Origin of the sequence: Stappia indica, from assembly GCF_020177335.1 — a bacterium.
Classification (GTDB): Bacteria; Pseudomonadota; Alphaproteobacteria; order Rhizobiales; family Stappiaceae; genus Stappia; species Stappia indica_B.
Genome location: NZ_JAIVMG010000001.1, coordinates 127,713 through 145,805 on the forward strand (window position 1 = coordinate 127,713; position 18,093 = coordinate 145,805).

Here is an 18,093-nt window from a genome sequence, read left to right on the forward strand (position 1 = left end):
GAGGGCGCGAACGGCGTTTGCCAGTGGGATGGCAAATGGATAAGGTGGCGCCGCGCGGGCGCCGCTCGCATCACTTTCTCTTCTTTTCGTCAGGAAATCGCTGCGTATGTCGGACATTTTTCGTGAGGTCGACGAGGAAATCAGGCACGAGCGCTACAAGCGCTTGTGGGATCGCTTCGGGCCCTGGTTGATCGCCCTCGCACTTGTCGTGGTCGTCGGCACGGCTGCCTATCGGGGCTGGCTGTACTGGCGCGAGACCGAGGCGCAGAAATCGGGCGATGTGTTCATCAAGGCCTCCGAACTGGCCGAGGACGGCAAGCTGGCCGAGGCCCAGGAGCTGCTCGCCAGCCTGACCGATGCCGAGGGCGGATATCCTGCGCTTGCAGCCTTGCGCGCCGCCGGCGTTCAGGCCGAGGCCGGCGACAAGGCCGAGGCCATGGCCGCCTTTGACGCTTTCGCGGCCAAGTCGGGTGAGGATGCGTTGCTGCGCAATGTGGCGCGGCTGCGGGCCGGATACTTGGCGCTGGAGCTGGGCGATTTCGCCGGCGCGGCGGATCGTCTGGAGCCGCTCACCGGTCCGGACAGCGCCTGGCGGTTCCTGGCCGGCGAAGCGCTGGCGCTTGCCGCCTGGAAGAGCGGCGACAACGACGAGGCTCGCCGCCGGATCGAGGAAATCACCGAGAGCGCGGAGGCCCCCAGCGATGTGGTGGCGCGGGTCGGTACCGTTCTCGATCTCCTGAACGCGGCGGAAGGGACCCCCGACAAGAAGGCCGAATCGCAATGACGCGTGGTTTCATGATCCGCGCCGCGCTGCTGTGCGGTGCCCTGGCGCTCGCGGGATGCGAGACCGTTTCCGATCTCAACCCGTTCTCCAAGGATGACAAGATCCTGCCGGGTGAGCGCGAGGCGCTGTTCGAAGGGGCGGACCCGCTCGCCGAGACCACCGGCAAGACCGCGCGGGTCGGTCCGGCCACCTCGGCTGGCTCCTGGACCCATGGCGGCGGCAACGCCGCGAACAATCCGGGCAATGTCGCCACCAACATCTCCGGCGGCCGTGCCTGGCGGGCCTCGGTTGGCGGCAGCGGCGGCGGATTGTTCTCCGGCGCGGTGCGGATCGCCGCGCGCCCTGTCGCCGCTGGCGGTCGGATCTTCGTTTATGCCCAGAATGGCGACGTGGTGGCCCTGTCCACCAATGGCGGGCGCGCGTGGCGCCGCTCGCTGCGCCCGGAAGGCGAGAATGACGTGGCCTCCGGCGGCGGTGTCGTCGTCGATGGCGGCCGTGTCTTCGCCGCCACCGGCTACGGCCAGCTTGCCGCACTGGATGCCGGCTCGGGCCGGGTGCTGTGGACCAAGGACATCGGCGCTCCGGCGCGTCAGGCGCCGGCAGCGGCCAATGGCACGGTGTTCGCCGTCACCCAGACCGGCGAGGTGCACGCCCTTGCCCAGGACGACGGCGCCGAGCGCTGGACCTATTCCGGTATTGCCGAAAACAGTGGTCTGCTCGCCTTCGCCAATCCGGCGATCTCCGGCGGCCTCGTGATCGTTCCCTTCACCTCGGGCGAGGTGATGGCGGTCGATATCAAGAGCGGCGAACCGAAGTGGATCGAGGGGGTGACGCGCTCCTTCCGCACCCGCGCCGTTTCCGGTTTTTCCGACGTCTCCGCCAGCCCGGTGATCGCCGACGGGGTGGTCTATGCCTCCGGCGTGTCCGGGCGACTGGTCGCGTCGAAGCTCAGGACCGGCGAGCGCCTGTGGGAGCAGAATGTCGGTTCGGTGCACACGCCGGTCGTCTCTGGCGGGGCGGTGTTCCTGGTCGACATCGAGGACCGGATGGTTGCGATCGACCGCAAGAGCGGCGAACCGCTGTGGCGGACCGCGCTGCCGAGCCTTGAGAAGAAGAAGCGCATCAACTGGGCCGGACCGGTGCTTGCCAACGGGGTTCTCGTGGCGGTATCGAGCGACGGGCGCCTCGTGCGCATCGACGCGGCCTCCGGCCGGATCCTGGCGACCACACAGACCTCGGAGGACATCTACGTTACTCCGATCATCGCTGGTGGGCGCATGATCACGATCACCAGCAAGGGCGACGTCGTCGCCTTCAATTGACCCAGGACCGTTCGTCCTGCTCGCGCCCGCCGCGCCGCTTGTCGGCGGGCGACCATGAAGTGGTAATACCGTGCCTGCGACCATCGCGATTATCGGCCGACCGAATGTCGGCAAGTCCACGCTGTTCAACCGTCTCGTCGGCAAACGCCTGGCGCTTGTCGACGATACGCCCGGCGTCACCCGGGATCGGCGCGCAGGCGATGCGCGCCTCGGCGACCTGAAATTCACCATCATCGACACCGCCGGTCTGGAAGAAGCCGATCAGCGCTCGCTGGAAGGGCGGATGCGGGCGCAGACCGAGGAAGCGATTGCCGATGCGGATGCGGTGCTGTTCGTCATTGATGCGCGCGCCGGGGTGACCCCGAGCGACGCCCATTTCGCCAATCTGCTGCGTCGCACCGAGACGCCGATCATTCTTCTGGCCAACAAGGCCGAGGGGCGGGCCGGCGAGAGCGGGCTCTACGAGGCCTTCGGGCTCGGCTTTGGCGATCCGATTGCCATGTCGGCGGAACACGGCGAGGGGCTGGCGGATCTTTACGACGCGCTGCTGCCGATCATCGATGGGGTCGAGGCAGCCCAGGGGACGGGTGCCGAGGCACAGACCGACGTGGATGTGGAGGATGCCGAGGACGAGGCGCCGGCCGGCAGCCGCGAACGGCCCCTGCGGGTGACCATCGTCGGCCGGCCGAATGCGGGCAAGTCCACCCTGATCAACCGGATTCTTGGCGAGGACCGGCTGCTGACGGGCCCGGAAGCGGGCATCACCCGGGATTCCATCTCCGTCGACTGGGTCTGGAACGACCGGCATGTGAAGCTGTTCGACACCGCCGGCATTCGCCGCAAGGCGCGGGTGCAGGAAAAGCTGGAGAAGCTGTCCGTCGCCGATGCGCTGCGGGCGATCAAGTTCGCCGAGGTGGTGATCGTCACGCTCGATGCCACCATCCCGTTCGAGAAGCAGGACCTGCAGATCATCGATCTGGTCGCCCGCGAGGGGCGGGCGCTTGTGATCGCCATCAACAAATGGGATCTGATCGAGGATCGCACGGCGGCGATGCAGGTGATCAGTGACGCCTCCGAACGCTATCTCAACCAGATTCGCGGTGTGCGCATCGTCACCCTGTCCGGCCTGCACGGGCGGGGCATCGACAAGCTGATGGAAGCGGCCTTCAGCGCCTATGAGGTCTGGAACCGCCGCGTGTCGACCGGACGCCTGAACCGTTGGCTGGATGGCGTGTTGATCCATCATCCGCCCCCGGCGGTCGCCGGGCGGCGGGTCAAGCTGCGCTATCTGACCCAGCCGAAGACCCGGCCGCCACATTTCGTGGTGTTCTGTTCGCGGCCCGAAACCCTGCCGGAAAGCTACACCCGCTATCTGGTGAACGGCCTGCGCGAGACCTTCGACATGCCGGGAACACCGATCCGGCTGAGCTACCGCAAGGGCGAGAACCCTTACGCGGCCAAGGCGCAAAAGCGCAAGATCCAGTAGCCGGACGTGCTGTCCCACAGGACCCATCAAGAAGCCCGCCGCTGCCATCTGGCAGGGCGGGCTTTTTTCATTTCTGACCGAGGGCAACGGTGCCGCTCGGCGTCATCAACTCATTGCGGTGAATTCGTCTCTCATTCATGCGCTGACGAAGACGATGACCGCGCGCATGGCGGTATTCGGTGCCCCGCACCTCGGCGTCCTCCCGGCCCCCGAGCCGGGATCGGGGGGCCAGAAGACGTGCGTTTTCATCGGGGTGGAGGCGCGGGGCCGTGGCTCTCCGGTCCCGGGTCGCGCTGACGCTTCGTCCGGGAGGACGCGCGGAGAGCGGGGCCGTCTCAAGAGCAGAGCAGCCCCTACCACGGCTCCGCTTTGCTGCGTCAGGGATGACGCCCGATTACATGAAAAAGGCCCGCCTGTTGGATAACAGGCGGGCCTTTTTCACGTTCTGGCTTCCTTACGAGGAGACTTGCACGAAGTCCCGCAACTCCTTCGACGGGAAGTCGAAAAGCTGGCCATTCGCCGTGTTCTCCGGGGACACGAGGTCGAGCAGATGCGGTACCAGCTCGGACGGGTGCGGCAGGGTCTCCGGATCCTCGCCGGGCATGGCCTGCGCCCGCATGGCGGTGCGCATCGGGCCGGGGTTGACCAGCATGCCGGTGATCGGCGTGGTCAGGGTCTCGGCGACATAGGTGCGCACCAGCGCTTCCAGGGCTGCCTTCGATACCGAGTAGGGGCCCCAGTAGGCCTTGCACTTGTGAGCCGCGCCTGAGGACAGGAACAGGGCACGCCCGGCATCCGACTGGCGCAGCAACGGGTCGAGCGAGCGGATCAGACGCCAATTGGCGGTGACGTTGATCGCCATCACCTTGTCCCAGGTCTTGGGATCGACATGGCCGAGCGGCGACAGGCCGCCGAGGATGCCGGCGTTGCCGATGAGGATATCCAGCTTCTTCCAGCGTTCGTAAAGTGCGGCGCCGAGCCGGTCGAGAGCGTCGTAGTCGGTCAGGTCGACCGGCACCAGCGTCGCCTGGCCACCGTCGGCGCGGATCTCGTCGTCGAGCTCCTCCAACCCGCCGACCGTGCGTGCGACCGCCACCACATGGGCACCTTCCGCCGCCAGCGCGCGGGCCGTGAAATAGCCGATACCGCGCGAGGCGCCGGTGACCACGGCGACCCGTCCTTCAAACCGTTTCGTCATGCGTGATTTATCCTACTTCGACCAGACGCGGGAGGTGGGTGACATCGCCTTCCTCGGCCATGTCCGTGAGCGGCGTCGGATAGTCGCCGGTGAAGCAGTGATCGGTAAACTGCGGGGCGTCGTTGTCGCGCCCTTCGTAGCCGATGGCCTTGTAGATGCCGTCGACCGACAGGAAGGCCAGGGAATCGGCGCCAATGTAATTGCGCATTTCCTCAAGGCTGTACTTGGCGGCCAGCAGCTTCTCGCGCACCGGCGTGTCGATGCCGTAATAGTCGGAGAAGCGGATCGGCGGCGAGGCCAGCCGGAAATGTACCTCGCGCGCGCCCGCATCGCGGATCATCTGCACGATCTTCACCGAGGTGGTGCCGCGCACCAGGCTGTCATCAACCAGAACCACCCGCTTGCCCTCGATCTGGGCCCGGTTGGCGGAGTGCTTCAGCCGCACGCCGAGGGTGCGGATCTGCTGGGTCGGCTCGATGAAAGTCCGGCCGACGTAGTGGTTGCGGATGATGCCGAGCTCGAAGGGAATGCCGGAGGCATCGGCGTAGCCGAGCGCGGCGGGAACACCGGAATCGGGCACCGGCACCACCACATCGGCCTCGACCGGGGTTTCCTGCGCGAGCTGGCGACCGAACTCCTTGCGCACATTGTAGACGCTGCGCCCGCCCAGGATGGAATCGGGCCGCGAGAAGTAGATGTATTCGAAGATGCAAGGGCGGGCCGGCCGGCGGCCGAAGGGGAAGTAGCTTTCGATGCCGCTGGGGCTGCAGACCACCACTTCGCCGTTTTCCACCTCACGGATGAAGGTGGCGCCGATGATGTCGAGGGCGCAGGTCTCCGAGGCGAAGATCGGCGCGCCATTGAGGTCGCCGAGCACCAGCGGGCGGATGCCATAGGGATCGCGGGCGCCGATCAGCTTCTTGCGGGTCAGCGCCACCAGCGAATAGGCGCCTTCCATCTGCGAGATGGCATCGATGAACCGGTCGACGATCTTGTCCTTGCGGCTGCGGGCCACAAGCTGGAGCACGACCTCAGAATCGGAGGTCGACTGGCAGATGGCGCCTTCCTTGATCAGCTTGCGCCGCAAGGTCATGGCATTGGTGAAATGGCCGTTGTGGCAAACGGCGATGCCGCCGCCATCCAGCTCGGCGAACAAGGGCTGCACATTGCGCAGGATCGTTTCGCCGGAGGTGGAATAGCGCACATGGCCGATGGCGTAGGGGCCGTTCAGGCGGCTGATCGTCTCCGCATTGGAGAAGTGATCGCCGACGAGGCCGAGATGGCGCTCGGAGCGGAACTGGCTGCCGTCGAAGGTGACGATGCCGGCCGCTTCCTGCCCGCGGTGCTGCAGAGCATGAAGGCCGAGCGCCGTGATGGCGGCCGCGTCATCATGGCCGAGAACGCCGAACACCCCACATTCTTCGTGCAGGGTATCGCCGTCCAAATCATCCTGTGAAAGCTCCAGCGTGGTGTCGCTGATCATCGCTTTGCTCCTGGGCAGATGTCGCATCAAGGATGCCGGAAGCCGGTCCGGCGCGCCGTTCAGTTGTTGGTCGAACCGGGCGCGGTCAATTGTTCGAGACCGCGACGTTCAGAATCCGAATAGGCCGGCTCTTCCGCCGGAACCGCGCCACCTTGCGCGGGAGACGGGGCCTGGCCGGTGCGGTTGCGGATCCGGTCAAGGATTTCCTTTTCCGGGTTCTCCGGCAGCGTGGCGACCAGCTTGTCGCCGATCGTGTCCAGCATCGGCTTCGACTTGGCGCCGGCGACCCAGGCGGGCTGTTCCGTCGCCGGGACGAACCAGTTGAAGAACAGCATCGCGACCACCACCAGCAGCAGCCCGCGCAGCGCGCCGAAGACAAAGCCAAGGGTCCGATCAAGCGCGCCAATCCGGCTGTCGAGCACGAAATCCGAAATCCGCATGGTAATATAGCTGACGATGATCAGCGTGACGAGGAAAACACCGGCCACGGAGACACCGAGTGCCACCTGCTCATGGCCGATATACTGCTTGGCGAAGGGCAGAACCTGGCCATAAAGGAAATAGGCGGCCACAGCCGCCGCGACCCATGAAGCGATCGACAGGACCTCGCGGACGAAGCCGCGGATCATGGCGAGGACCGCCGACATGAGCATGATGACGAGGAGGATTCCGTCGAGAAGCGTGATCGGCATTGCTCCGCACAGTCCCTGATCGCTGCCATTACGGCGTGGTCGGCCCATTGATCCGCGTGGGCCGGGCGCGGTTCGATCCTATGACGCGGGATCTCCGGCAGAGCCGGCTGCGATACGGCTTACCAGTTCGGCCAATTCCGAAAGTCCGGTAACCGCCGCTTCTTCGACCTTGCCGTCACTGATGTTTGCCTCCGGCACGACCGCAGTCGAGAACCCGAGCTTGCGTGCTTCCTTCAACCGGCTTTGCCCTTGCGAGACCGGCCGTACCGCCCCGGAAAGGCTGACCTCGCCGAAATAGACGCAATCGGCTGGAAGGGCAACCCCGCTGAGCGAGGAGATCAGCGCCGCGGCCACCGCAAGATCGGCGCCGGTCTCGGTAATCCGCAAGCCGCCGGCGACGTTGAGGTAGACGTCGTTCTGGGAAAAGCGGACGCCGCAGCGCGCTTCCAGCACGGCGAGAATCATCGACAGGCGGGCGCTGTCCCAGCCCAGCACCGAACGGCGCGGGGTGCCGAGCGGCGAGGGAGCGACCAGCGCCTGGATCTCGATCAGCAGCGGCCGGGTGCCTTCAAGGCCGGCGAACACCGCCGCGCCAGGGGACCGGCCGCTGCGTTCGCCGAGGAACATCGCCGACGGGTTGGCGACCTCGCGCAGGCCAGCGTCGGACATCTCGAAGACGCCGATTTCGTCGGTGGCGCCGAAGCGGTTCTTCACCGAGCGCAGGATACGGTACTGATGCGCGCCATCGCCCTCGAAATAGAGCACCGCATCGACCATGTGCTCGACGACCCGGGGGCCGGCGATTTGCCCGTCCTTGGTGACGTGGCCGACGAGAATCACGGTGGCGCCGCTCGACTTGGCATAGCGCACCAGCGCCTGGGCCGAGGCGCGGACCTGGGAGACCGTTCCGGGTGTGGAATCGATGGTCTCGGTCCACAGGGTCTGGATGGAATCGATGATCACCAGCGCCGGCGGCGGTCCGGCGGTCAGGGTGGCGAGGATATCCTCCACGCTGGTTTCCGCCGCCAGCCCCACCGGCGCATCGGCAAGGCCAAGGCGGGCGGCGCGCAGACGCACCTGGCCGATGGCCTCCTCGCCGGAAATGTAGACCGCCTTGTGCCCCAGCCGGGCGACCCGGGCCGCCGCCTGGATCAGGAGGGTCGATTTGCCAATCCCCGGATCGCCGCCGACCAGCAGCGCCGAGCCGCGCACGAAGCCGCCGCCGGTCACCCGGTCGAGTTCGCCGACCTTGGTGGCGATGCGCGGAGCTTCTTCCGTGTCGCCGGTCAGCCCAACGAGCGGGACGACCCGGCCCTTGCGTCCGGCCACCGGGTTGGGGGTGCCGCCGACGCCGCCGCCGGTGCGTTCCTCGACCAGGGTGTTCCATTCGCCGCAGGCATCGCAGCGGCCGGCCCATTTGCCAGTGGTGGCACCGCAGGACTGGCAGACGAAGGAGGTGCCGCGCTTGGCCATCAGTTGGCCGCGTCCGCGGCGGTGCCGTTGTCGGCGGCGGTGTCCGGCAGGTAGCGCCGGGTGAAACGTGCGCCCAGCGAGGTGAGGAACTCATAGCCGATGGTGCCGGCGCAGGAAGCGGCTTCATCGACGGAGACATGCGGGCCGAACAGCTCGACCAGAGCGCCGGGGACGGCCTTGTCCATCGGGACGTTGGTGACGTCGAAGGCGGTCATGTCCATGGAGACCCGGCCAAGCACCGGCAGATAATGGCCGGCGAGCCAGGCGCGGGCGCCAGGCTGTCCGCTGGCGGAGCCGGCGCGCCGCATGTAGCCATCCGCGTAGCCGGCGGCCACCATGGCCACCTGCATGTCCCGCTCGGCGGCGAAGGCCGCGCCATAGCCGATGGTGTCGCCCTTTTTCAGCGGGTGCACCTGAAGGATGCGCGCTTCCAGCGTGACGACGGTCTTGAGGAGGCTTTCCTCGTTCGCCGTGGCCTGCGAGCCATAAAGGGCGATGCCGGGGCGGGCGAGATCGAAATGATATTCCGGCCCAAGGAAGATGCCGGCGGAATTGGCCAGCGACTTGCGCGCATCCGGAAACAGCCTGGCAAGTTCGCGAAAGCGGCCGAGCTGGCGGTCGTTCATCGGGTTTCCCGGCATGTCCGCGCAGGCCAGATGCGAGATCACCAGCGCGGGGCGAAAGCCGGAGGCGGCAACCGCCCGCGCCTCGTCCGGGGAGAGGCCAAGCCGGCTGATGCCGGTGTCCACATGCAGGGCGGCGGGGCAGGGGGCGTCGGTGCGGCGGGCGTGATCGGCCCATTCCGCCACATCGGCGGGGGTGGCGAGAACCGGCCGCAGGCCGTGGCGGCTGTAGGCGGGGGCGGCGCCCGAGTAGAGGCCGTTCAGCACATAGATTTCCGCCTCAGCCGCTTCCGGACCCATGGCGGCAAGGTCGCGGCGCAGATTTGCCCCTTCCTGCGGGGTGGCGACGAAGAAGCTGCGGCAGCCGGCGCGCCACAGGGTACGGGTCGCTTCACCCGCACCAAGGCCGTAGCCGTCGGCCTTGACGGCGGCACCGCAGCGGGCACCGCCCGAAAGCTGTGCGGCCAGCGTGCGCCAGTTGTCGGCCAGCGCGCCGAGGTCGACCGTAATCCGACCGTTTTCCGGGAACTCCGCCCCGTCCCGGTCACCCGTTCCTTGCGAGACCTTCACATCCTGATCCATCAGTTCGTTTGTCGCCGTGGGCACGGCTGCGCCCTCTAACGTCCCGGCTTCGCGCGCCAGAATCGGATGGCGCGTTGGTAACCTACTCGTGAGGTTCGGGGAAACGGTCACTTTCGGCAAGGTCGGAGAAGCGGGTGAACTCGCCCTGGAAGTGCAGGTTGGCGGTGCCGGTCGGGCCGTGACGCTGCTTGGCGACGATGACTTCCGCCCGGTTCCGAACCCGTTCCAGCTTTTCCATGTCCTCGGGCGTTGCCTCGTTGCCGATAGCCTTGGCCAGATAATATTCCTCACGGAACACGAACATCACCACGTCCGCGTCCTGCTCGATCGAGCCCGATTCGCGAAGGTCCGACAGGATCGGCCGCTTGTCGTCGCGCGATTCGACCTGGCGGGAGAGCTGGGACAGGGCGATGATCGGGACGTTCAACTCCTTCGCCAGCGCCTTGAGCCCGGTGGTGATCTCGGTGATTTCCTGGACGCGGTTACCCTGGTTCTTCTGCGAGCCGGACAGAAGCTGGATGTAGTCGACGATCAAAAGGTCAAGGCCGCGCTGACGCTTCAGGCGGCGGGCGCGGGCGACGAGCTGCGCGATGGAGATACCACCGGTCTGGTCCACATGCAGCGGCACGGCCTGCATGGTCTGGGATGCGGCCGCCAGCTTCTCGAAGTCATGCTCGCTGATGTCGCCACGGCGGATCTTCGAGGAGGAGATTTCGGTTTGCTCGGAAATGATACGGGTGGCCAGCTGTTCGGCCGACATTTCCAGCGAGAAGAAGCCGACCACACCGCCATTGGTGGTCTTGAGCGCGCCGTCGGGCTGTTCCTCGGCCCGGTAGGCCTCGGCGACATTATAGGCGATGTTGGTGGCGAGCGAGGTCTTGCCCATGGCCGGACGTCCGGCCAGGACGATAAGGTCGGAGGGCTGCAAGCCGCCCATCAGCGCATCGAGATCCTTCAGCCCGCTGGAAATGCCCGACAGGGCGCCCTCGCGCTGGTAGGCGGCGGCGGCCATTTCGATGGTGGCCGAAAGGGCGTCACCGAAGGAGACGAAGCCGGCGTCGCTGCGGCCCTTTTCCGCCAGTTCGAACAGGCGCCGTTCCGCATCGTCGATCTGCGCTTCCGGCGGCATTTCGATCGGCGCGTCATAGGCGATGTTGACCATGTCCTCGCCGATGCGGATCAGATTGCGGCGAATGGCAAGGTCATAGATCGCCTGGCCGTAATCCTCGGCATTGATGATCGAGGCAGCATCGGCGGTCAGGCGCAGGATGTATTGCGCCGCCGGCAGGTCGGCGATCCGCGCGTCATGCGCGAAGAAGGTCTTCAGCGTGATCGGCGAGGCGATCTTGCCGGCGCGGATGAGCTGGCCGGCCTTCTCGTAGATCTCGCGATGCGGCTGAATATAGAAATGGCCGGGTTCGAGGAAATCCGAGACCCGGTAGTAGGTTTCGTTGTTGACGATGATCGCGCCCAGGAGCTGCCGTTCGGCTTCCGCGTTATGCGGCGCCACGCGCATCACGGTTGCGTCGTTCTTGTCGGGCGCTGGTGCCGGACCGTTCATCTCGTTTCCTCGCTGCTGCCTCTCTCGTAGCGGAGGCAGGCAGGCGAGGGAAGGGTGTGGCGCGGGATTCCCGGCAAGCGTGACGCGCCCGTGAATCACCGGGATAACCTGTGAATCACGGTTGACGTTGAGAATGTGAAGACTTTCGCCGGCTCAGGAGTGCCCCGCCGCCGAGACGGCGGGGCATCCGGTTGGCGCGGCCGGGGAGGTCAGCCGCCGATCTTGCCGCCATCCTTGCGGGTGACCACGACCACCGAGGGGCGCGGCGGCATGCCCTCGACGAAGTCCGGCCAGCGGGTTGCCGGATCCTCGAAGGTCGAGTTGCGCTCGAACCCCTTGAAGTTCTTCGTGCCGTCCGTCCCCGGATGCTGGACGGCGAGGAACAGGGCGCTCTGGTCCGGCGTAAAGTAGGGGCCGCACAGCTCGCCGCCGACGGGGCAGCGGAAGAACAGCTTCGAGGAGCCGCGCAGTGCCCCCTCGGTTTCGACCGCATAAAGCCCGTCCGACTTGCCGGTCTTGCCCCAGTTGGAGCCCTGGTCGGTGGAGACCCAGAGCCGGCCGGCGGCGTCGATCGCGCAGTTGTCGGGGGAGGCGAACCAGCCGTGCTCGGAGGTTTCCGGTCCCCACTGGGCGCCGACCTCGGCGACGCGCGGATCGCCGCATTTGACCAGGATGCTCCAGGTGAATTCCCGGGCCGCATGATCTTCCTGCGGCGCGACCATCTCGACGATATGACCGAAGGCGTTGTCGGCGCGCGGGTTGGCCGCATCCTCCTGGCCTTCCTTGCGGCGGGTGTTGTTGGTCAGCATCATGTAGACTCGCCCCTTTTCGCCCGGCTGGACGTCTTCCGGCCGATCCATCGGGGTGGCGCCAAGGGCATCGGCGGCAAGGCGGGTGTCGATCAAGACGTCGGCCTGGCTTTCAAAGCCGTTTTCTGCCGTCAGCGGGCCTTCGCCATGGACCAGCGGCAGCCATTCGAGCCGGCCATCGGCCTGGAACCGGCCGACATAGAGCGTGCCTTCGGACAACAGCTTCTTGTTTGCCTCGCGGTCGTCCGACACGGTGCCGCTGGAGACGAACTTGTAGACGTAGTCGAAGCGGGCATCGTCGCCGCTGTAGATCACGACCCGGCCATCGCCGTTGACGATCGCCTCGGCGCCTTCATGGCGGAAACGGCCAAGGGCGGTGTGCTTGACCGGGGTGGAGGCGGGATCGAGCGGGTCCACCTCGACGATCCAGCCGAAGCGGTTCACCTCGTTCGGCTCCTTGTCGAGATTGAACCGGTCGTGGTGCTGGCCCCAGTTGTACCAGCGCCCCGGCGCGCCATAGCGCTTGAGGCTGGCGGCCTGCGGGCCTTCGATCACCGGCTTGCCGTCGGCATTCAGCTTGTCGGTCCAGAAGTAGCCGTGGAAGTTTTCCTCGGCCATCAGGTAGGTGCCCCAGGGGGTCATGCCGCCGGCGCAGTTGTTCAAGGTGCCGATCACCCGGGTGCCTTCCGGATCGGCGGCGGTCTTCAGGCGCGCATGTCCTGCGGCGGGGCCATCGACGGTCATTTCCGTGTCGAGCATGCTGATGCGGCGATTGTATTTGGAGCCGGTGACCACCGACCATTTGCCGGCGTCATCGCGGGCGATCTCGAAGACGGAACCGCCATGGGCCGCCATCTCGATATCGACCAGCGCGCGGGTCATGTCGGCGAAGTCCTTGTTGTCCTGCCGGCCAATGCCGGGGAACATGACTTCCTCGTTGGTGTATTCGTGATTGACGCAAAGCAGGCCGCGCTTGCCGTCTTCCGACAGGGGCAGGAAGCCGACATAGTCGTTGTTGTAGCCAAAGCGGCGGAGCTGATCCGCGGCGCTCTGATTCTGCGGATCGAACGGGCCGACATCGTCGAACAGCGGATCGCCCCAGCGGATCAGTACATCGGCATCGTAGCCCTCGGCGACATGGTGGCGCTCGTCATTGCCGCTTTCCAGCTCGGCAAAGGCAAAGCTGCCGCTGGCCGCGCGGGCGGTGCCGGGCGCGGCGGTCAGCGCGGTGGTGCCGAAGAGGGCGGTGACGGCGCTCACGCCAAGAACGCCGCGCAGGACGTCGCGGCGGCCATAACGGGCGTTGACGATGTCGCCGAAGGTTTTCGCTTCGGCCGGGCTCAGTACCGTGTTGTCGGCCTCTTCGAAAGCCTCGGCCTTGTTTCCGAAATCATCCGTCTGGCGCAGTCTGGTCATTGCCATTCTCCCTCAAGGACACGCTTCAGGTTGCGTGGATAACTGGCGGGGTCACATTCCGCTCGGGAAATTGATGCGGCCGATCCGTGACATTTTCATGAAATATTCCATCACTTTAGTCGCATTTCCTGGACGGTGCGCCCTCAAAATAGCCCGATCGCGCCCAGCATTTACCGGTTGTGATGCCGCCGGGCGGGCAGGAGAGGTGTGGGTGTCGCCGTTCCGGGGTTGCGAACGTCATGGAACTGTCGCTTAATGTTCATGTGAGCGACATTTCGCGTTCATATGAAAACAATACGAAATGCGGGCGTTTTCGTTCGGCATGATCCGGGTTCTCCGATCATGGGCCTCAGTTCAACCGCATGTCGGGTCGTCCCCCGAGTTTGGGAGCTAAACAAACATGGCACATCGCAAGACACTCGCCGGTCTCGTCGCAGCGACGATTCTGGCTGGCAGCACCGGCGTTTCCTACGCCGCGACCGAAATCCAGTGGTGGCATGCATTCTCCGGCCGTCTGGCCGAATTGCTCACCGAGCAGGTCGAGAAGTTCAACTCCTCGCAGAGCGACTATGTGGTCGTGGCCTCGCACAAGGGCAATTATTCCGAGACCCTGAACGCGGGCATCGCCGCCTTCCGCGCCGGCGAGCAACCGCATATCCTGCAGGTGTTCGAGGTCGGCACCGCGACGATGATGTCGGCCAAGGGCGCGATCAAGCCCGTCTTCGAGGTGATGGAAGAGACTGGCAAGCCGTTCGACGCGGATGCGTATCTGGCCGCCGTCAAGGGCTACTACACCACCACCGACGGCAAGATGCTGTCGCTGCCGTACAACTCCTCCACCCCGGTTCTCTACGTCAACCGCGACGCGCTGACCAAGGCCGGCCTCGATCCGGACATGGACCTGTCGACCTGGGACAAGGTCAACGAGGCGATGGATGCGGTGAAGGCCTCCGGGTCGAGCTGCCCGCTGACCACCGCGTGGCAGAGCTGGGTGCATCTTGAGAACCTCTCCGCCTATCACAACGTTCCCTTCGCGACGAAGGAGAACGGCTTTGCCGGCCTCGACACCGAGCTGTCGTTCAACGGTCCGGTCCAGGTGAAGCACATCGAAGCCATGGGCCAGTGGGCGAAGGACGGCAAGTTCATCTATGCCGGCCGCCGCAATGAGGGTGGCGCCCGCTTCCGCGCTGGCGAATGCGCCTTCTTCACCGAATCCTCCGCCGGCTACGCGGGCGTGAAGGCGGAAGCCGACTTTGCCTTCGACATTCGTCCGCTGCCGTATTGGGCGGGCACCGAGGGTGCGCCGCAGAACACCATCATCGGCGGTGCGTCGCTGTGGGTGATGGCCGGCCACAAGGATGAGGAATACGCCGGCGTCGCCGAGTTCCTCAACTTCCTGTCGAGCGCCGACATCCAGGCCTCCTGGCACCAGAACACCGGCTACCTGCCGATCACCATGGCCGCCTACGAGCAGACCAAGGACGCCGGCTTCTACAAGGAGAACCCGGGCACCGACATCGCCATCCTGCAGATGACCGGCAAGGCGCCGACGGCCAACTCCAAGGGCCTGCGTCTCGGCAGCTTCGACCAGATCCGCGGCATCATCGACGAGGAACTGGAAGCTGTGTGGTCCGGCGACAAGACGGCTCAGGCCGCCCTCGACAACGCGGTCGCCCGTGGCAACCAGCTGCTGCGCCGCTTCGAGCAGGCCAACCGCTGAGGCGGGACGCGGGATCACCGTTGACGGTGGCCGGTCTCCGGCCGGCCTGACGCCAGCGGCCCCGAGAACAGCGCGCGCGGCCCGGGAGCTTCCCGGGGCGCGCGTCTTCCCATTTTCCGGCGCGGTCCGCTCAGGCGCGCCGCGTCCTCTTCCGGTGATCGGGACATGCAAAAACGCGTCGTATTCAACAATCGCCTGTTGCCCTACGCCCTGCTGGCGCCCCAGATCCTGGTCACGGCGGTGTTCTTCTTCTGGCCGGCCGGGCAGGCGATCTACCAGTCGGCCTTCATTCCCGATCCGTTCGGGCTGAAGTCGCAGTTCGTCGGCTTCGGCAACTTCGAATTCCTGTTTTCCGACCCCTATTACCTGGCCTCCTTCCAGACCACGGCGGTGTTCTCCGCCGCCGTCACCCTCCTGTCGATGGGGGCGGCTCTGTGGCTGGCGGTGATGGCCGACCGGATCATCAAGGGATCGGGTGCCTATCGCACGCTCCTGATCTGGCCCTACGCGGTCGCCCCGGCGATTGCCGGCGTCTTGTGGCTGTTCATGTTCAACCCCAACGTCGGTCTCGTCGCGTGGTATCTCAACGCCATCGGCTATGACTGGAACCACGTGCTGAACGATGGCGAGGCGATGGGGCTGGTCGTGGTCGCCTCGGCCTGGCGGCAGATCAGCTACAACTTCCTGTTCTTCCTCGCCGGCCTGCAGGCGATTCCGCGTAGCGTCATCGAGGCGGCGGCGATCGACGGGGCGAGCTTCTGGAAGCGGTTCTGGACCATCGTCTTCCCGCTGCTGTCGCCGACCACTTTCTTCCTGCTGGTGGTGAACATCGTCTACGCCTTCTTCGAGACCTTCGGCGTGATCCACACCATCACCGGCGGCGGGCCGCAGCAGGCGACGACGATCCTTGTCTACAAGGTCTACGCGGACGGGTTCATCGGCCAGGATCTCGGCTCCTCCGCCGCCCAGTCGGTGGTTCTGCTCGTCGTCGTCGGCCTTTTGACGGTGGTGCAGTTCCGCTATGTCGAACGCAAGGTGCATTACTGATGAGCGGCATGGTCGAAAAACGCGGGATCGGCACCTGGCTGACCCATATGAGCCTGATCGCCGGCATCGCGGCGATCTGTTTCCCGATCTATCTGGCCTTCGTCGCCTCGACGGTGACCCAGCAGGAAATCGCCCGCCCGCCGATGCCCCTGCTGCCGGGGCCGCACTTCCTGGAGAACTACGGCACGGCGCTGTCCCAGGGCATCAACTCGCCGGTTTGGCTGATGCTGATGAATTCCAGCGTCATGGCGCTCGGCATCGCCATCGGCAAGATCGCCATCTCGATCCTGTCCGCCTATGCGATCGTCTATTTCCGCTTTCCCTTCCGGATGGTGTTCTTCTGGCTGATCTTCCTCACCCTGATGCTGCCGGTGGAGGTGCGGATCGTGCCGACCTACGAGGTCGCTGCCGGCTTCGGGATGCTCAACTCCTACTCCGGTCTGATCCTGCCGCTGATCGCCTCGGCGACGGCGACCTTCCTGTTCCGCCAGTTCTTCCTGACGGTGCCGGATGAGTTGATCGAGGCGGCGCGGGTCGATGGGGCGGGGCCGATCCGGTTCTTCGTCGATATCCTGTTGCCGATGTCGCGCACGAATATCGCGGCGCTGTTCGTCATTCTGTTCATCTATGGCTGGAACCAGTACCTGTGGCCGCTGCTGATCACCACCAAGCCGGAAATGAACACCATCGTCATGGGCATCAAGCAGATGTTCCCATCCGGCGACGATGTGGCCGAATGGCCGGTCATCATGGCAACCGCACTGATGGCGATGCTGCCGCCGGTCGCCGTTGTCGTCTTCATGCAGGGGCTTTTCGTCAAGGGCCTCGTGGATACTGAGAAATAGGGTTCCGATGGCGCAAATCGCATTTTCCAACCTGCGCAAGTCCTACGGCAAGACCGAGGTCATCCACGGGGTTGATACCCATATTGAGGATGGCGAGTTGATCGTCATCGTCGGCCCGTCCGGCTGCGGCAAGTCGACCCTCCTGCGCATGGTCGCCGGTCTGGAGACCGTCACCTCCGGCGAGATCCGTATCGATGATCGGGTGGTCAACAAGCTGGAGCCGCGTGAGCGGGACATCGCCATGGTGTTCCAGAACTACGCGCTCTATCCGCATATGAGTGTCTTCGACAACATGGCCTACGGGCTGAAGATCGCCAAGGTGCCGCAGGCGGAGATCCGCGAGCGGGTGGCGGTGGCGGCGAAGATGCTGGAGCTGGAGCCGTTCCTGGAGCGCAAGCCGCGCCAGCTTTCCGGCGGTCAGCGTCAGCGCGTTGCCATGGGCCGGGCGATCGTGCGCAAGCCGGCGGTGTTCCTGTTCGACGAGCCGTTGTCGAACCTCGATGCCAAGCTGCGGGTGCAGATGCGGGTGGAGATCAAGACGCTGCAACGGCGCCTCGGCGTGACCTCGCTCTACGTGACCCACGATCAGGTCGAGGCCATGACCCTGGCCGACCGGATCATCGTCATGAACGGCGGCGTGGCGGAACAGATCGGCACGCCGCTCGCCGTTTACGAAAAGCCGGCGACCACCTTCGTCGGCGGCTTCATTGGCTCGCCGCCGATGAACTTCCTGTCGGTCGAGCGCTTGCAGGGCAGCGGTCTTGCCGCTTCCTTCGGCGAGGCGGCGCCCGCCTTGGCAAAGACGGTCGGCGTGCGGCCGGAGCATCTGAGCTTCTGCGGCGAGGGGCAGGCGGCCTGGAGCGGCGAGCTGGTGATCGTCGAAGCGCTGGGAGCGGAAACGCTGGCCCATGTGCGTCTGGATGATGGCGAGGTGATCATCGTCCGGCTGGATGGTGGCCGGACCGCGCCGGTGGGCGAGAGCCGGGTACATGTGACCTGCGAGGCCGACAAGCTGCACTTCTTCGGCGCCGACGAAAAGCGGATCGACTGAA

The 18,093-nt window shown here is 65.6% G+C and carries 14 protein-coding genes; 7 read left to right on the plus strand and 7 right to left on the minus strand.

The genetic code is table 11. From position 1 onward, the window contains the following. Positions 1 to 106 precede the first annotated feature (106 nt). The 3 genes from LC062_RS00555 (at position 107) to der (ending at position 3,592) form a co-directional block, all read left to right on the plus strand. Positions 107 to 784 (plus strand): tetratricopeptide repeat protein, encoded by a 678-nt coding sequence (locus LC062_RS00555; RefSeq protein WP_224909096.1) that lies wholly within the window; start codon positions 107 to 109, stop codon positions 782 to 784. Then, positions 781 to 2,106, plus strand: a complete 1,326-nt coding sequence (locus LC062_RS00560) for an outer membrane protein assembly factor BamB family protein (protein WP_224909097.1) — start codon at positions 781 to 783, stop codon at positions 2,104 to 2,106. The genes LC062_RS00555 and LC062_RS00560 overlap by 4 nt, the downstream gene beginning before the upstream one ends. A gap of 70 nt (positions 2,107 to 2,176) precedes the next feature. Further along, on the plus strand, positions 2,177 to 3,592 hold the full coding sequence (gene der, locus LC062_RS00565; protein WP_224909098.1) for a ribosome biogenesis GTPase Der: 1,416 nt from the start codon (positions 2,177 to 2,179) through the stop codon (positions 3,590 to 3,592). Positions 3,593 to 4,046: 454 nt separating this feature from the next. On the opposite strand, the gene LC062_RS00570 is transcribed toward der, so the two are convergent. The 7 genes from LC062_RS00570 to LC062_RS00600 all read right to left on the minus strand — a co-directional run bounded on the left by LC062_RS00570 (position 4,047) and on the right by LC062_RS00600 (position 13,429). Next, complete coding sequence (locus LC062_RS00570; RefSeq protein WP_224909099.1) at positions 4,047 to 4,790, minus strand: SDR family NAD(P)-dependent oxidoreductase; 744 nt, start codon at positions 4,788 to 4,790, stop codon at positions 4,047 to 4,049. Between the two features lie 7 nt (positions 4,791 to 4,797). Beyond that, entirely contained in the window at positions 4,798 to 6,273 is a 1,476-nt protein-coding gene (gene purF, locus LC062_RS00575; RefSeq protein WP_224909100.1) for an amidophosphoribosyltransferase, read from the minus strand. 59 nt (positions 6,274 to 6,332) lie between these two features. Beyond that, entirely contained in the window at positions 6,333 to 6,965 is a 633-nt protein-coding gene (locus LC062_RS00580; RefSeq protein WP_224909101.1) for a CvpA family protein, read from the minus strand. A 78-nt stretch (positions 6,966 to 7,043) separates the two neighbouring features. Beyond that, on the minus strand, positions 7,044 to 8,438 hold the full coding sequence (gene radA / locus LC062_RS00585) for a DNA repair protein RadA (protein ID WP_224909102.1): 1,395 nt from the start codon (positions 8,436 to 8,438) through the stop codon (positions 7,044 to 7,046). After that, entirely contained in the window at positions 8,438 to 9,667 is a 1,230-nt protein-coding gene (gene alr, locus LC062_RS00590; RefSeq protein WP_224909103.1) for an alanine racemase, read from the minus strand. Before alr ends, radA begins: the two co-directional genes overlap by 1 nt. A gap of 58 nt (positions 9,668 to 9,725) precedes the next feature. Continuing rightward, entirely contained in the window at positions 9,726 to 11,204 is a 1,479-nt protein-coding gene (locus LC062_RS00595) for a replicative DNA helicase (protein ID WP_224909104.1), read from the minus strand. 209 nt (positions 11,205 to 11,413) lie between these two features. After that, positions 11,414 to 13,429: a PhoX family protein gene (locus tag LC062_RS00600; RefSeq protein WP_224909105.1), complete on the minus strand. Its 2,016-nt coding sequence runs from the start codon at positions 13,427 to 13,429 to the stop codon at positions 11,414 to 11,416. Positions 13,430 to 13,829: 400 nt separating this feature from the next. Between LC062_RS00600 and ugpB the strand changes: the two genes are divergently transcribed. From ugpB to LC062_RS00620, 4 genes are all read left to right on the plus strand, one after another. Then, entirely contained in the window at positions 13,830 to 15,149 is a 1,320-nt protein-coding gene (gene ugpB / locus LC062_RS00605) for a sn-glycerol-3-phosphate ABC transporter substrate-binding protein UgpB (RefSeq protein WP_224909106.1), read from the plus strand. Positions 15,150 to 15,314: 165 nt separating this feature from the next. After that, positions 15,315 to 16,196, plus strand: coding sequence for a sn-glycerol-3-phosphate ABC transporter permease UgpA (gene ugpA, locus LC062_RS00610; RefSeq protein ID WP_224909107.1), 882 nt, complete (start codon positions 15,315 to 15,317; stop codon positions 16,194 to 16,196). Positions 16,197 to 16,204: 8 nt separating this feature from the next. Continuing rightward, a complete protein-coding gene (ugpE, locus tag LC062_RS00615; protein ID WP_224909758.1) occupies positions 16,205 to 17,041 on the plus strand; it encodes a sn-glycerol-3-phosphate ABC transporter permease UgpE in 837 nt (278 codons plus the stop codon). 7 nt (positions 17,042 to 17,048) lie between these two features. After that, entirely contained in the window at positions 17,049 to 18,092 is a 1,044-nt protein-coding gene (locus tag LC062_RS00620) for a sn-glycerol-3-phosphate import ATP-binding protein UgpC (RefSeq protein ID WP_224909108.1), read from the plus strand. The last annotated feature ends 1 nt before the right edge of the window (position 18,093 follow it).